The 13,806-nt window shown below is 67.2% G+C and carries 9 protein-coding genes; 5 read left to right on the top strand and 4 right to left on the bottom strand.

What is annotated here, in order from left to right; all coding sequences use genetic code 11:
* Positions 1-239 precede the first annotated feature (239 nt).
* A complete protein-coding gene (locus DOM66_RS04010) occupies positions 240-527 on the top strand; it encodes a hypothetical protein (RefSeq protein WP_157958877.1) in 288 nt (95 codons plus the stop codon).
* 114 nt (positions 528-641) lie between these two features.
* Here DOM66_RS04010 and acnB read toward each other — a convergent pair whose 3' ends face one another.
* Positions 642-3,245, bottom strand: a complete 2,604-nt coding sequence (gene acnB / locus DOM66_RS04005; RefSeq protein WP_110689314.1) for a bifunctional aconitate hydratase 2/2-methylisocitrate dehydratase — start codon at positions 3,243-3,245, stop codon at positions 642-644.
* 303 nt (positions 3,246-3,548) lie between these two features.
* Between acnB and miaE the strand changes: the two genes are divergently transcribed.
* Both miaE and DOM66_RS03995 read left to right on the top strand, forming a co-directional pair.
* Positions 3,549-4,190 (top strand): tRNA-(ms[2]io[6]A)-hydroxylase, encoded by a 642-nt coding sequence (miaE, locus tag DOM66_RS04000; RefSeq protein WP_110689607.1) that lies wholly within the window; start codon positions 3,549-3,551, stop codon positions 4,188-4,190.
* Between the two features lie 52 nt (positions 4,191-4,242).
* Positions 4,243-8,157 carry an AAA family ATPase gene (locus DOM66_RS03995; protein WP_110689313.1) on the top strand — a complete coding sequence of 1,305 codons (3,915 nt, stop codon included), beginning with the start codon at positions 4,243-4,245 and terminating at the stop codon, positions 8,155-8,157.
* Positions 8,158-8,340: 183 nt separating this feature from the next.
* Here the strand turns inward: DOM66_RS03995 and DOM66_RS03990 are convergent, their stop codons facing one another.
* Positions 8,341-9,066, bottom strand: a complete 726-nt coding sequence (locus tag DOM66_RS03990; RefSeq protein WP_110689312.1) for a UDP-2,3-diacylglucosamine diphosphatase — start codon at positions 9,064-9,066, stop codon at positions 8,341-8,343.
* Between the two features lie 59 nt (positions 9,067-9,125).
* Positions 9,126-9,617 (bottom strand): peptidylprolyl isomerase, encoded by a 492-nt coding sequence (locus DOM66_RS03985; RefSeq protein ID WP_110677506.1) that lies wholly within the window; start codon positions 9,615-9,617, stop codon positions 9,126-9,128.
* A 180-nt stretch (positions 9,618-9,797) separates the two neighbouring features.
* Here DOM66_RS03985 and DOM66_RS03980 point away from each other — a divergent pair, with 180 nt between their 5' ends.
* The gene (locus DOM66_RS03980) at positions 9,798-11,510 is read left to right on the top strand and encodes a glutamine--tRNA ligase/YqeY domain fusion protein (protein WP_110689311.1); all 1,713 of its coding nucleotides are present in this window, start codon (positions 9,798-9,800) and stop codon (positions 11,508-11,510) included.
* Positions 11,511-11,515: 5 nt separating this feature from the next.
* Positions 11,516-12,907: a cysteine--tRNA ligase gene (gene cysS / locus DOM66_RS03975; RefSeq protein WP_110689606.1), complete on the top strand. Its 1,392-nt coding sequence runs from the start codon at positions 11,516-11,518 to the stop codon at positions 12,905-12,907.
* 190 nt (positions 12,908-13,097) lie between these two features.
* On the opposite strand, the gene mtnN is transcribed toward cysS, so the two are convergent.
* A complete protein-coding gene (gene mtnN / locus DOM66_RS03970) occupies positions 13,098-13,802 on the bottom strand; it encodes a 5'-methylthioadenosine/S-adenosylhomocysteine nucleosidase (RefSeq protein WP_110689310.1) in 705 nt (234 codons plus the stop codon).
* Positions 13,803-13,806: the final 4 nt, after the last annotated feature.

Genomic DNA, 13,806 nt, shown 5'->3' with positions numbered 1-13,806 from the left:
TCCATCCCGTTGATGAACGCTGTTCTTTTATCTAAAAACTCTAATTTGCTACCCGTCCCGGCGCAAGCCCGGTGCGGCCCTGCGTCGTCCGGTTTGTCGCCGGCGCGGGGGCGCGTGACAATGGGGCGGTCATCCACCCGCGACGAGGCGCTGCCGTCATCGACTTCTTTCGCCCCCTCGACACGCTGCGATGCCTGGCCACCGGTCGTCTGCCAGGCCGCCGTCGCCCACGGCGTGTCGTGCTGTGTGGTTGCGAGTCACGCCACTACGGCTGGTTGCGTGACCTCAGCGCGACTCACGCGGTGATCGCCATGGTCACCGAGGCGCCGTGGCAGCACGCCACCGAGGTCGAGGGCGTGCGACTCTATTACCCCAGCGAGGTGTTCTCGCTGTGCCACCGCTTCGAGGTCGACTACCTCGTCTACGCCACACCGGCGGAGCGCAGCGCGATCGAACGCGCCGCACCCGCTGCCCACGTCTGGCAGGCACGCTGGTGCCACGGCATCGAAGGGCTGCTGACGCCCTGATCACGCACCGGGGGTTGCGCTTTGGCGGCGGCGACTGCGCATAAAAAACGCCCCGCGCGGTGCGGGGCGTTTCGGTAGCCTCTTCATGAAGCTGCGAGCATCGGAAGAGTCGTATCAGGCTTCCTGGGCGACCGGAATGACGGTAGCGGCCGCTTTCTGGAAGTCCTCGATCTCATGGAAGTTCAGATAGCGGTAGATCTCGCCCGCCATCGCATCGAACTCACCCATGGTCGCTTTGTACTCCTCGACCGTCGGCAGGCGGCCCTCGACGGCGGCAATCGCCGCGAGCTCTGCCGATGCCAGATAGACATCGGCGCCGTCACCGAGACGGTTGGGGAAGTTACGGGTCGAGGTGGAAACCACGGTCGACTTCGGCGCCACACGTGCCTGGTTACCCATGCACAGCGAGCAACCCGGCATCTCCATGCGGGCACCGGCTTTGCCGTAGATGCCGTAGTAGCCCTCCTCGGTCAGTTGATGTTGGTCCATCTTGGTCGGCGGCGCAAGCCACAGGCGCGTCTTCAGGCTCCCCGCAGGCTGCTTCTCGAGCAGCTTGCCGGCGGCGCGGAAGTGGCCGATGTTGGTCATGCACGAGCCGATGAAGACCTCGTCGATCTTCTCGCCGGCAACCTCGGAGAGCAGACGCGCGTCGTCCGGGTCGTTGGGGGCGCAGAGCACCGGCTGGTCGAGCTCGCTCATGTCGATCTCGATCACCGCGGCGTACTCGGCGTCGGCGTCGGCGCGCATCAGGCTGGGATCTGCCAGCCATGCTTCCATGCCCTGAATACGACGCTCCAGGGTGCGGGCGTCGCCGTAGCCGGCGCTGATCATCCACTTGAGCAGGGTGATATTGGAGGTCAGGTACTCGGTCACGCTCTCCTCGGAGAGGGTGATGGTACAGCCTGCGGCGCTACGCTCGGCGGAGGCGTCGGAGAGTTCGAAGGCCTGCTCGGCGGTGAGATCCTCGAGACCTTCGATCTCCAGAATGCGCCCGGAGAAGATGTTCTTCTTGCCCGACTTGGCGACCGTCAGGTGCCCCTGCTGGATCGCGTAGTAGGGGATCGCATGGACCAGGTCACGCAGGGTGATACCCGGCTGACGCTTGCCCTTGAAGCGCACCAGCACCGACTCTGGCATGTCCAGAGGCATCACCCCGGTGGCCGCGGCGAAGGCGACCAGGCCGGAGCCCGCCGGGAACGACACGCCCAGCGGGAAGCGGGTGTGGGAGTCGCCGCCGGTGCCCACGGTGTCGGGCAGCAGCATGCGGTTGAGCCAGGAGTGGATGATGCCGTCACCCGGACGCAGCGACACGCCGCCGCGGTTCTGGATGAAGTCCGGCAGGGTGTGGTGGGTCTCGACGTCGACCGGCTTGGGATAGGCGGCGGTGTGGCAGAAGGACTGCATCACCAGATCGGCCTGGAAGCCGAGACACGCCAGATCCTTGAGCTCGTCGCGGGTCATCGGACCGGTGGTGTCCTGGGAGCCGACCGTGGTCATCTTCGGCTCGCAGTACATGCCCGGACGCACGCCCTCGAGGTTGCACGCCTTGCCGACCATCTTCTGGGCCAGGGTGAAACCCTTGCCGGTATCGACCGGCTGCTCCGGCTTGCGGAACACGTCGGAGGCGGGTAGGCCGAGCTCGTCGCGCGCCTTCTCGGTAAGGCCGCGGCCGATGATCAGCGGAATGCGGCCGCCGGCACGCACTTCGTCGAGGATCACCTGGGTCTTGAGCGTGAAGGTGGAGATGACCTCATCGCTGTCGTGGCGTGTCACCTTGCCCTCGTACGGATAGACGTCGATGACGTCACCCATCTCGAGCTTGTCGACATCCATCTCGATCGGCAGGGCGCCTGCGTCTTCCATGGTGTTGAAGAAGATCGGTGCGATCTTGCCGCCGAAGCAGAACCCGCCGGCCCGCTTGTTGGGGACGTGGGGGATGTCGTCACCGAAGAACCACAGCACCGAATTGGTCGCCGACTTGCGCGAGGAACCGGTGCCCACCACGTCGCCCACGTAGGCGACCGGGAAGCCCTTGGCCTTGACCGCTTCGATCTGTGCCAGCGGGCCCTTGCTGCCCGGCACTTCCGGCTCGATGCCGTCGCGCGGGTTCTTGAGCATGGCGTTGGCGTGCAGCGGGATATCGGGGCGCGACCAGGCGTCCGGCGCCGGTGACAGGTCGTCGGTGTTGGTCTCGCCGGGCACCTTGAACACCGCGATGCTGATCTTGTCGGCCAGCGCCGGCTTGGCCAGGAACCACTCGGCCTCGGCCCACGACTCGAGCACGCCCTGGGCCACGGCGTTGCCGTTCTTGGCCCGCTCGGCGACATCGTGGAAGGCGTCGAACATCAGCAGGGTGTGCTTGAGCTGCTCGCCCACTTCCTGGGCCAGCTCGCTGTCGTCGAGCAGCTCGACCAGGGTGGCGATGTTGTAGCCGCCCTGCATGGTGCCCAGCAGCTTGACCGCGTGGATCTTGTCGATCAGCGGCGAGGTCGCCTCGCCCTTGGCGATGGCGGTGAGGAAGCCGGCCTTGACGTAGGCGGCCTCGTCGACACCGGGCGGTACGCGATCGGTGATCAGTTCGAGGAGAAATGCCTCTTCACCGGCGGGCGGCTGCTTGAGCAGCTCGACCAGTTGGACGGTCATTTCGGCGGTCAACGGTTTCGGCGGCACGCCTTCCTGGGCGCGCTCCTCGACATGTTGGCGGTAAGCTTCGAGCACGGTTGAACCCTCATCTAATGTCAGAGCCCGCAGCGAGAGCGGCGGTGGCAGCGCGCGACGGCCCCGCCGGGAGCGGTGGGGAGGGCGGCGGCAAACGACCGGCTGCGGTGGGCGCTGCGCAGTCTACGTGAAACTGTCGACAATGTTAAGGCGAGGCGCGCAAGCCCCGCCATGGCGCCGCTCGGCGGGTGACGCGCCGGCCCGTGACGGGGCTCGCCGCGTCGACGACGGTGTACGTGGAGACATTTGCGCAGGCTTTCCCTAACATGAGGCCGCCCGAGATTGCCCACGGACGACATCGCCATGACCGCTTATACCGCTACCGAGACCGACGCCACGCTGCCGCGGGAACTGCTCGAGTTCCTGCCCTGCGCGACCCCCGAGAGCTGGATCGAGGCGGCGCTCGCCAATCCGGCACTGCTGCTGATCGACCATGCCCAGTGCGAGAAGAAGGCGGCCTCCACCGCCATGAGCCTGATGTTCCGCTATGTCGATCGCCCGGAGCTGCTGACCAAGATGTCGCAGCTGGCGCGGGAGGAGCTCCTGCATTTCGAGCAGGTGGTGGCGATCATGCAGGAGCGGGGGGTCGACTATAGCCATCTGCAGGCGTCACGCTACGCCGAGGGGCTGCGGCGTCACGTGGCGCGCGACGAGCCGCAGCGACTGATCGACATCCTGATCGTCGGCGCCTTCATCGAGGCACGCTCGTGCGAGCGCTTTGCGCGGCTGATCCCGCGGCTCGACGCGCAGTTGGCCAAGTTCTATCGCTCGCTGGTGCGCTCGGAAGGGCGCCATTTCGAGGACTATATCGGGCTTGCCCAGCGCTATGCCGGCGCGCCGGCGGTGGCGGAACGGATTGCCTGCTTCGCCGCCCATGAGCGTGCCCTGATCGAGGACACGGACACCCACTTTCGCTTCCATAGCGGAGTGCCGGCCGCGGTATGACGGCGGCTGACGCCAGCCGCGGGCGCGGCGCAGGGCCCCTTCGAGGAGATGCATGACTCGGCCATCCGCTACCACGACCCTGACCCTGTTCGGGCAGTTCGGCCTGCGCCAGGATGCCACTACGCTGACCCAGTTCAGCTACGACAAGGTCAAGGCGCTGCTGGTCTATCTGCTGCTGCAGCACGGTCCGGTCAGCCGCGCGCAGCTGGCGGCGCTGCTGTGGCCGGACCAGAGCCTCAAATCCGCGCGGACCAACCTGCGCCATGCGCTGCACTCGCTGCGTCACGCCCTGGGCGAGTGTGGCGAGGCGTCGCTGACGGTCACCCGCCAGACCATCGCCTGCGTGCCGCCGACCTCGGTGGCATGGGACCTGCGCGAGATCGAGCGTGAGCTCGCGCTGGTGCCGGATGTCGCACGGCTCGAGAAGCTCTTGAATGACTACCGCGGCGAGCTGGTGGCGGAGCTGGCGCTGCCCCAGTGCGAGGCCTTCAGCCACTGGCTGACGCAGGCGCGCGGCGACTGGCGTGACCGGGTAATCGATTACGCCGAGCGCACCCTGGCCAAGGTACGGACGCTGCCCGAGGCGCTACTGCGGGTGCTGGTGACGCGCTTTCCCGAGCATGCGGCGTTCCAGGAGCAACTGATCCGCTGCCTCGCCGGTCATGGTCAGGTGGCCGCCGCACGTGAGTGCTTCCACTCCCTGCTGCGTCAGCTGGCGCTCTCCGGCGAGCAGCCCAGCGCCGGGTTCCTGCAGTTCGCCGGCGACTGGTCGGACGTCACCCCGGCGGCGGAGCGTGCGGTGCCGCCGCCGGCTCCCGCGGCACCGATGGCCGGCTACTCGGCGGCAGAGATCGACTTTCGTCAAGTGGCGATCATGGCGATCGCACTCAAGCCACCGGAGAGCGGCAACGATATCGGTCAGGCGCTGGCCTGCCTGACCCTGCAGGATCAGCTGTTCCGCTGGTTGGAGACCCAGTGTCATCAGCTCGGCGGCTTCTGGCAGGCGGCGGTGGGTAGCGGGGTAGGGCTGGCCTGCTTCGCCACCCACGGCCCGACACACCAATTGGCCGAGCTGGTGGCGCTCTACGATCACTGTCAGCAGGGGCTCTCGGCGCAGGTCGCGGCGTGCTGGGAGGGCGGTGCGCCGCCGCCCGCCTTTACCCTCTGTGCGGGACTGGATAGCGGCCGGGTGATCTGGCTGCCGGAGCGCCGCACCATCGATCCGCTCGGCGACGTCACCCAGGTCGCGCTGGCGATGCTGGCGATGGCCGAGCCGGGGGAGCTGATGATTTCGCTCAATGCCAGCCAGCACCTGCCGCCGGCGTTCGATCTGCAGGCGCGGCTGACGCCGCGTCTGCTGAGCGCCGATGGGCGGGTCGTGCGGCGCGCCCTGGCGTTGGCGTCCGGCGACGGCGGACGGGTGGCCCGAGTGCCGAGCCTGCTGGGGCGCGATGCCGAGTTGCGCCAGCTGCGTGATGCCCTGGCCCGGGTTGCGCTGGGGCTGCGTCAGAGCCTTCTGGTGCTGGGCGATACCGGGATCGGCAAGTCGGCGCTGATGATTCGTTTCCGCGAATGTCTGCAGCACGAGGACGTCGCGCTGTTCTGGCGCCAGACCACACGGCTGTCGAGCCAGACGCCCTATGCGGTGGTGCAGTCGCTGCTGCGCTGGCATCTCGGCGCAGAGCCGGCGCTCGCCAGCCTGGAGGCGTTGATCGATGCCACGCCGACCCTGGCCAAGATCGGCGCCGAGCGGCGCCGCCTGCTGCTCGACGTGCTGGTGCGTGAAGTCACCAGCCGCGAGGCGGCGGAGGAGGCGGTGGAGCTGGTCAGCCATCTGACCCAGTCGTTGATCCTGCGGTTGACCGCGCCGCGCCGGCCGCTGGTGATGATCATCGACGATCTGCAGTGGCTCGACGAGCCTTCACTCAAGGTGCTTTACAACCTGCAGGTGCGCTTGCCGATCCACTCCTCGCTGCTGCTGCTGGCCTCGCATCAGAATCGCGAGATGCCCTCGATCCGGCTCAACTGGGACCAGCAGATCGCGCTCGGTCGCCTGGGGGCCGAGCAGTCGGCCGAGATGCTCGACGTGCTCGCCCGGCGCCACTGCCTGACGCTGGATCCGTTACTGCGCGAGCAGCTGATCGCGCGCTGCGAGGGCGTGCCCCTCTATCTGCAGGAGATCTGCCGCTGGCTCGAGATCGATCGCCGGGAGGGGCGCACCCTCGATGCCGCCGCCTTGCCGCGCGGGCTGCTCGGCTTGCTCGCCAGTCGTATCGATCAACTGCATCAGGATCGCAGCGTGGCGCACATGGCGGCGGTGTGCGGACGCCAGTTCGAGACCGCGCTGCTCAGGGCGTGTCTCGACACCACTGATGCGGCGCTGCGGGCGGCACTCGAGCAGATGCGCCGGCTTGAGATCATCGAGCCGTGCGAGGCCGCCCCCTTCGATTTCCAGTTCACCCACCCGCTGTTGCACGAGGCCGCCTATCTGTCTTGCCCCCAGGATGTGCGCGTGACCCTGCACGGCCGCCTGGTAGCGCTGATCGAGTCCCAGCGCCCGGCCTGGATCAGCCGCCATCCCGGCGATTTCGCCGAACACCTGCAGCGCAGCGGTGACCCGGGGCGCGGCGCACGCTACTTCGAGATGGCGGCGCGTGGCGCCCTGCGCGCCAGCGCCAATCGCACCGCACTGCGCTTGGCCGAAGCCGGACTGGGCTGTCTGGCGCGTGGCGTGGGCGGTGCGGCCGAAAGGCGTATCAGCCTGCTGACGGTGCAGGGTCAGGCCTACTACGCGCTGGAAGGGCATGGTTCGCGTCCGGCCCAGGCGTGCTTCATCGAGGCGCAGCAGCTGTGGCGCGATGGCCCCGCCCAGGAGGAGGGTGCCGAGGATCAGGCCTTCCTGGTCACCTGGGGGCTCTGGGTCGGCGCCAGCCAGCGTTACGCCAACCGCGATGCCGACGCCCTGGCCGAGCACCTGCGCGAGCTGGCGCAGCGGATCGACGACCCGCGCTACCGTCGCCTGGCGCTCTATGCCCGCGCCTATGGCGAGTACTGGAGCGGGCAGGTAGGGCGGGCCTTCGAGCATCTGGAGCAGATCGATCCACTGCACCAGCCGATGGTGCTCGAGTGGCTGCCTTACTCCGATCACCCGCAGGTGGCGGCCAGCTGCTACCAGAGCTGGGCGCTCTGCCTGCGCGGCGATTACCGTCGCGCCGAACAGCAGATGGAGGCGGCGATCCGGCTGGCGGAGAGCATTCGCCACCCGGCGTCGCTGGCCATGGCGCTGATCTTCGCCGCCTCTCTCTACCGTCAGTTGGGGCATGTCCATCTGGCCCTGGAGCGCGGCCAGCGTGCCTTCGAGATGACCCGCTCGCGGGATCTGCAGCGCTGGCATCTGGAGGCGCTCTGCGTGCTCGGCTGGGGGCAGGCGCTGGCGGGTGATACGGCCGGGCTGGATCAGGTCGAGGCGGGGGTCGAGCGGTTGATCGAACTCACCGGCCGGGCCCGCCACCAGCGCGCCTCGCTATGGTACGGCGATGCCTGTCTGGCGCTCGATCAGCTCGAGCGTGCGGCGCACTACCTGCTGCCGTGTCTGGAGCAGGCCCGTGACAACCGCTCGACCATGCTGCCGCAGCTGCTGCTGCAGATGGCGCGGATCCAGCATCGTCAGGGCCGGCCGCTGGCCGAGATCGAGGCGCTGATCGCCGAGGCGAGAACCTGGGCGGAAGAAGCCAGCTGTGCCCACCTCGAACTGCACAGCCTGGCGCTGTGGCTGACGCTGGTGAACCCCGACGATGCCGAGAGCCAGCAGGCGCTGCGCTATCGCCTGGGCGAGGTCGCGCTCTCCGATGCGCCGGTACTGATTCGCTGGCGCACGCTGCTGGACAACGTCAGCGCCGACGCGCGTCCGCCGCAGCGCCCCCGACGTGGCCGCCGGGCCGCCTCGACCCGGGCGCGGCATGGCTGATACGCGGATGGCCGGCAAGAGACGCGCCTCCGGGGAGGTGACACAGTGGGCTAGGCAGGTGCTCCGCGGCATGGGCAGCGGCGTCGCAGGATAAACGGTGCGCCAGGAAGTTGGCGCTGGGGAACCGCTGGCCCCGCCGCCCGTGGGCGGGCTCAGGCGGGGCAGCTTGAGGGAAGGGCAGGTTCAGGCCAGGGCAAACGACTCCAGTGTCAGGCTGTCGCCCTCGACTCTCAGCTGCCAGCCCTGATTCGGCCGCCAGTCGCCGATGACGTAGCGCTGAGCGCGCTCGCCGTCGACCTCCAGCTCGTGCACCGCCGGACGGTGGGTGTGGCCGTGGATCAGCAGCCGCGATTCATGCTCGCGCAGCGTGTCGACCGCCGCCGCCGGGGTCACATCCATGATGTCCTCGGCCTTGTTGGAGTTGGCCTCGCCGGACTGCTGGCGCAGCTTGCGCGCCAGCGCCAGGCGCTCCTCCACCGGCAGCGCCAGGATCTGTGCTTGCCACGCCGGGTCGCGGGCCTGGCGGCGGAAGGCCATATAGGCGCTGTCGCCGGTGCACAGGCTGTCACCGTGCATCAGCAGCGCGCGTTGGCCGCCCAGTTCCATCACGGTGGGATCTTCGAGCAGGGCGCAGCCGCTGTCGGCGGCGAAGGCTTCACCGATCAGGAAGTCACGATTGCCGTGCATGAAGGCGAGTCGCGTGCCGGCGTCGTGGCAGGCGCGCAGTTCGGCGATGATGCGCTGCTCGAACTCGCCGCGGTAGTCATCGCCGATCCAGGCTTCGAACAGGTCTCCGAGAATGGTTAGCGCCGACGCCTCGCGGGCGGGGCCGCGCAGGTAGTCGATGAAACCCTGGGCGATCTCGGGCTGGTCGGGTTGCAGATGAAGGTCGGCGATCAGCAGTTGCATGGCGGACTCGATGGCTGTGGCGGTCGGTAAGGCGTTAGGGGGCGGCGAACGGTGGCCGTTCAGACGACTTCGGCGCGTTCGATGATGACATCTTCGACCGGCACGTCGCTGTGCATGCCGCGGCGCCCGGTGGCCACCTGACGGATGCGCTCGACCACGTCCATACCTTCGACGACGTGACCGAACACGCAGTAGCCCCAGCCCGGCAGGCTCTTGTCGCGGTGGTTGAGGAAGTCGTTGTCGGAGACGTTGATGAAGAACTGCGCGCTGGCCGAGTGCGGGTCCTGGGTACGCGCCATGGCAACGCTGCCCTTCTGGTTGGTGAGGCCGTTATCGGCTTCGTTCTCGATCGGCGCCCGTGTCGCTTTCTGCTCGAAATCGGTGTCGAAGCCGCCGCCCTGGACCATGAAGCCATCGATCACACGGTGGAACAGGGTGCCATCGTAGTGGCCGTCGCGGACGTATTGCTCGAAATTGGCCGCCGTCTTGGGCGCCTTGTCGGCGTCCAGCTCGAGTTTGATGATGCCGTGATTGGTGTGCAGAACGATCATGATATTTCCTGAGCGAAAGGGCGTGTTCCGGGCCGGCGCTGGCTTGGCGCCGGGACCGCGCGTCGCGCTATAATAGCCGCTTTGCGCGGGCGGGAGAAACCGCCCGTCACGCGTGTTAACCTGCCTTCACCAGCGCCGTCACTGCACGGTCCGACGAATTACAGAGGTTGTCTGCATTCCATGAGCGTCGAGAGTCGCGTCGAGAACGACGATACCCAGCACGGAGCCCCGAATTTTCTGCGCAATCAGATTCGTGACGAGATCGAATCGGGGCAGGCCCAGACGATCGTGACCCGTTTCCCGCCGGAGCCCAACGGCTTCCTGCACATCGGCCACGCCAAGTCGATCTGGGTCAACTTCGGTCTGGCGGAACAGTTCGGCGGCCACTGTCATCTGCGCTTCGACGACACCAATCCGGCCAAGGAGGAGCAGGCCTACATCGATGCCATTCGCGAGGATATCGAGTGGCTCGGCTATCGCTGGAGCGGTGAGGTGCGCTATGCCTCTAGCTACTTCGACCAGCTCTATGCCTGGGCTCAGCACCTGGTGCGCGAAGGTCTGGCCTATGTCGACGATCTCTCGCCGGAAGAGATCCGCGAGTACCGCGGCACCCTGACCGAGCCGGGCCGGCCGAGCCCCTACCGAGAACGTGGGGTGGAGGAGAACCTCGACCTGCTGGAGCGCATGCGGGTGGGCGAGTTCGCCGAGGGGGCCAAGGTGCTGCGGGCCAAGATCGACATGGCCGCGCCCAACATCAACCTGCGTGATCCGATCCTCTATCGTATCCGCCACGCGCATCACCATCAGACCGGCGATGCCTGGAAGATCTACCCCTCCTATGACTTCGCCCACGGGCAGTCGGATGCGATCGAGGGCATCACGCACTCCCTTTGCACGCTCGAGTTCGAGGATCACCGCCCGCTCTACGAGTGGTTCCTGGCACACCTGCCGGTGCCCTCGCAGCCGCGCCAGACCGAGTTCGCGCGGATGAACGTCAACTACACCGTGACCTCCAAGCGCAAACTCAAGCTGCTGGTCGACGAGCAGGTGGTGGACGGCTGGGACGATCCGCGCATGCCCACCATCTCGGGGCTGCGCCGGCGCGGTTACACGCCGGCCTCGCTGCGCAAGTTCTGCGACATGACCGGGGTCAGCCGGGCGGCCAATGTGGTCGATATCGCCATGCTGCACTTTGCGATTCGCTCCGACCTGGAGGACAACGCGCCGCGGGCGATGTGCGTGCTCAATCCGATCAAGGTGGTGCTGACCAATGTCGCCGCCGACCATGGCGAGGTGTTCGAGGTGCCGGGGCATCCTGCGCGCGATGACATGGGGACCCGGCGCCTGCCGCTGACCCGCGAGATCTGGATCGACCGTGACGACTTCATGGAGGAGCCGCCGAAGAAGTTCTTCCGGCTGGCGCCGGGCAAGGAAGTGCGTCTGCGCAACGGCTACGTGATCCGCTGCGATGAAGTGATCAAGGACGATGGCGGCGAGATCACGGCGCTGCACTGCTCTGTCGACTTCGAGACCCTGGGCAAGAATCCCGAGGGGCGCAAGGTGAAAGGGGTGATCCACTGGGTCAGCGCCGAGCACGGCGTGCCGGTCGAAGTGCGCCTCTACGACAACCTGTTTCTCGACGAGGCGCCGGATCGCGACAAGGATGCCGACTTCCTCGACCATCTCAACCCCGAGTCGCTGGTCACCGTGCACGGCATTGCCGAGCCGGCGCTGGCCGATGCGGCGCCCGAGGCGCGCTATCAGTTCGAGCGTGTGGGCTACTTCTGCGCCGACCGCCACGCTTGTCGCGATGGCAAGCTGGTGTTCAATCGCACGGTCGGGCTCAAGGACTCCTGGGCCAAGATTCAGCAGAAGCAGCAGGGGACGGCATGAGCGAGCTGCAGGTCTATAACACGCTGACGCGGCGCAAGGCGCCGCTGGAACCGATCGAGCCCGGCAAGCTGCGCATGTACGTTTGCGGCATGACGGTCTACGACTACTGCCACCTGGGGCACGCCCGGGTGATGGTGGCCTTCGACGTGATCACCCGCTGGCTGCGTCAGACCGGGCTCGACGTGACCTATGTGCGCAATATCACCGATATCGACGACAAGATTCTCAAGCGCGCCGACGAGAACGGCGAGCCGATCTCGGCACTGACCGAGCGCATGATCGCAGCAATGCACGAAGACGAGGCGCGCCTGGGCGTACTGCGCCCGGATCTGGAGCCCCGCGCCACGGGCCATATCGGCGAGATCGTGGCGATGATCCAGCGCCTGATCGACAACGGTTACGCCTATGCCGCGGACAACGGTGACGTTTACTACCGCGTGCGTCGGTTCGCCGCCTACGGCAAGCTCAACAACCGCAACCTGGACGAGATGCGGGCCGGGGCGCGGGTCGAGGTCGATACGCACAAGGAGGACCCGCTCGACTTCGTGCTGTGGAAGGCGGCCAAGCCGGGCGAGGCAAGTTGGCCCTCGCCCTGGAGCGAGGGGCGTCCGGGCTGGCACATCGAGTGCTCGGCGATGTCCACCTGCTGCCTGGGCGAGACCTTCGACATTCATGGCGGCGGGCCGGATCTGACCTTTCCCCACCATGAGAACGAGATCGCCCAGAGCGAGGCCGCCACCGGCAAGCCCTATGTCAATGTGTGGATGCACGCCGGGGCGGTGCGCGTCGATCAGGAGAAGATGTCCAAGTCGCTGGGCAACTTCTTCACGATTCGCGAAGTGCTCGAGAGTCATGATGCGGAGGTGGTGCGCTACTTGCTGGTGGCCAGCCACTATCGCAGCGCGATCAATTACGCGCCGGCCTCCCTTGGCGAGGCGCGGCGCTCGCTGGAGCGCTTCTATCACGCGCTGGATGGCATCGAACCGTGCCAGGGCGAAGTCGAGCCGGACTATGCGGCACGTTTCAGCGCGGCGATGAACGACGACTTCAACACCCCCGAGGCGCTGTCGGTGCTGTTCGAACTGGTGCGCGAGGTCAATCGCCTGCGTGATGCGGATATGCCGCGGGCCGCAGCGCTGGCGTTCGAACTCAAGCGGCTGGCCGGAATGCTGGGTCTGCTCGAACGCGAGCCGGCAGCATTTCTCAAGGCCGGCGCCCAGGCGCTGCCGCTGGCAGAGGCGGAGATCGAAGCGCGTATCGAGGCGCGGGCACAGGCCAAGCGCGAGCGCGATTTTGCCGCCGCCGACCGTATTCGCGACGAGCTGGCGGCGCTGGGTATCGTGCTCAAGGACTCCCGTGAGGGCACCCGTTGGAGCCTGGAGACGGCCGGTGATTAACCCGCAGACGGCCGGCGGCTGAGCGCCATTGCCGCACCCGTAACGCAGAGGCCCCGNNCGGGGCCTCTGCGTTTTCAGGGCCTGTCATGTGCAGGCGGTGTCATCTTCAGGCCTCGTCACGTCCAGGGCGCATGGCCCCGGGATTCATGCGCGACAGTCCGCGCTTAGTGGTTGGCTCTCTCCGGTGGCGTCAGCACGCCGCCAGTCGCGCGACAATGGCATCGACCATCCGCGCCGAGTGGGTGGCCGCCCGCTCCAGGAAGGCGTCGAAGGAGAGATGCGAGGACTTGCCAGCGATATCCGAGAGCGCGCGAATGACCACGAACGGGCAGTCGAAGAGGTGGCAGGTCTGGGCGATCGCCGCCGCTTCCATCTCGATCGCCAGCATCTCGGGAAAGTGTGCCCGCAGTCCCTCGACCCGGGCCGGGTCGGACATGAAGCTGTCGCCGGTGCAAATCAGGCCCTCGAACACGCGCAGCTCGCCGAGGCTCTCGATGCTTGCGCGCGCGGCGCTGACCAGCTCGGGCGCGGGGGTAAACGCCGCCGGCATGCCCGGCACCTGGCCCAGGGCGTAGCCGAAGGCGGTGACATCGACGTCGTGATGGCGCACTTCGCTGGAGATGACCACATCGCCGACTTCCAGCTCGGCGCCGAAGCCGCCTGCCGAGCCGGTGTTGATCACCGCATCGGGGCGAAAGCGATTCATCATCTGGGTAGTGCCGACAGCGGCATTGACCTTGCCGATGCCCGACTGCAGCAGCACGATCTCGACACCGTGGCGACGGCCACAGTGAAAGGTGGCGCCGGCGTGACGTTCGACGCGAGCGTCTTCCAGCTGCGAGGCGAGCAGGGTGACTTCCTGCTCCATGGCGCCGATGAGGCCGATGGTTTGCATCACG

Origin of the sequence: Salinicola endophyticus (assembly GCF_003206575.1) — a bacterium.
In the GTDB taxonomy this organism is placed as follows: Bacteria; Pseudomonadota; Gammaproteobacteria; order Pseudomonadales; family Halomonadaceae; genus Salinicola; species Salinicola endophyticus.
Note: the sequence above shows the minus strand (reverse complement) of the source record. Positions and strands in the feature narration are given on the sequence as shown.

Coding starts and splice junctions, on each gene's coding strand:
- DOM66_RS03995 (WP_110689313.1), top strand. CDS start 4,243: ATGACTCGGCCATCCGCTACCACGACCCTGACCCTGTTCGGGCAGTTC.
- DOM66_RS03990 (WP_110689312.1), bottom strand. CDS start 9,066: ATGCAACTGCTGATCGCCGACCTTCATCTGCAACCCGACCAGCCCGAG.
- mtnN (WP_110689310.1), bottom strand. CDS start 13,802: ATGCAAACCATCGGCCTCATCGGCGCCATGGAGCAGGAAGTCACCCTG.
- miaE (WP_110689607.1), top strand. CDS start 3,549: ATGACCGCTTATACCGCTACCGAGACCGACGCCACGCTGCCGCGGGAA.
- DOM66_RS03980 (WP_110689311.1), top strand. CDS start 9,798: ATGAGCGTCGAGAGTCGCGTCGAGAACGACGATACCCAGCACGGAGCC.
- DOM66_RS03985 (WP_110677506.1), bottom strand. CDS start 9,617: ATGATCGTTCTGCACACCAATCACGGCATCATCAAACTCGAGCTGGAC.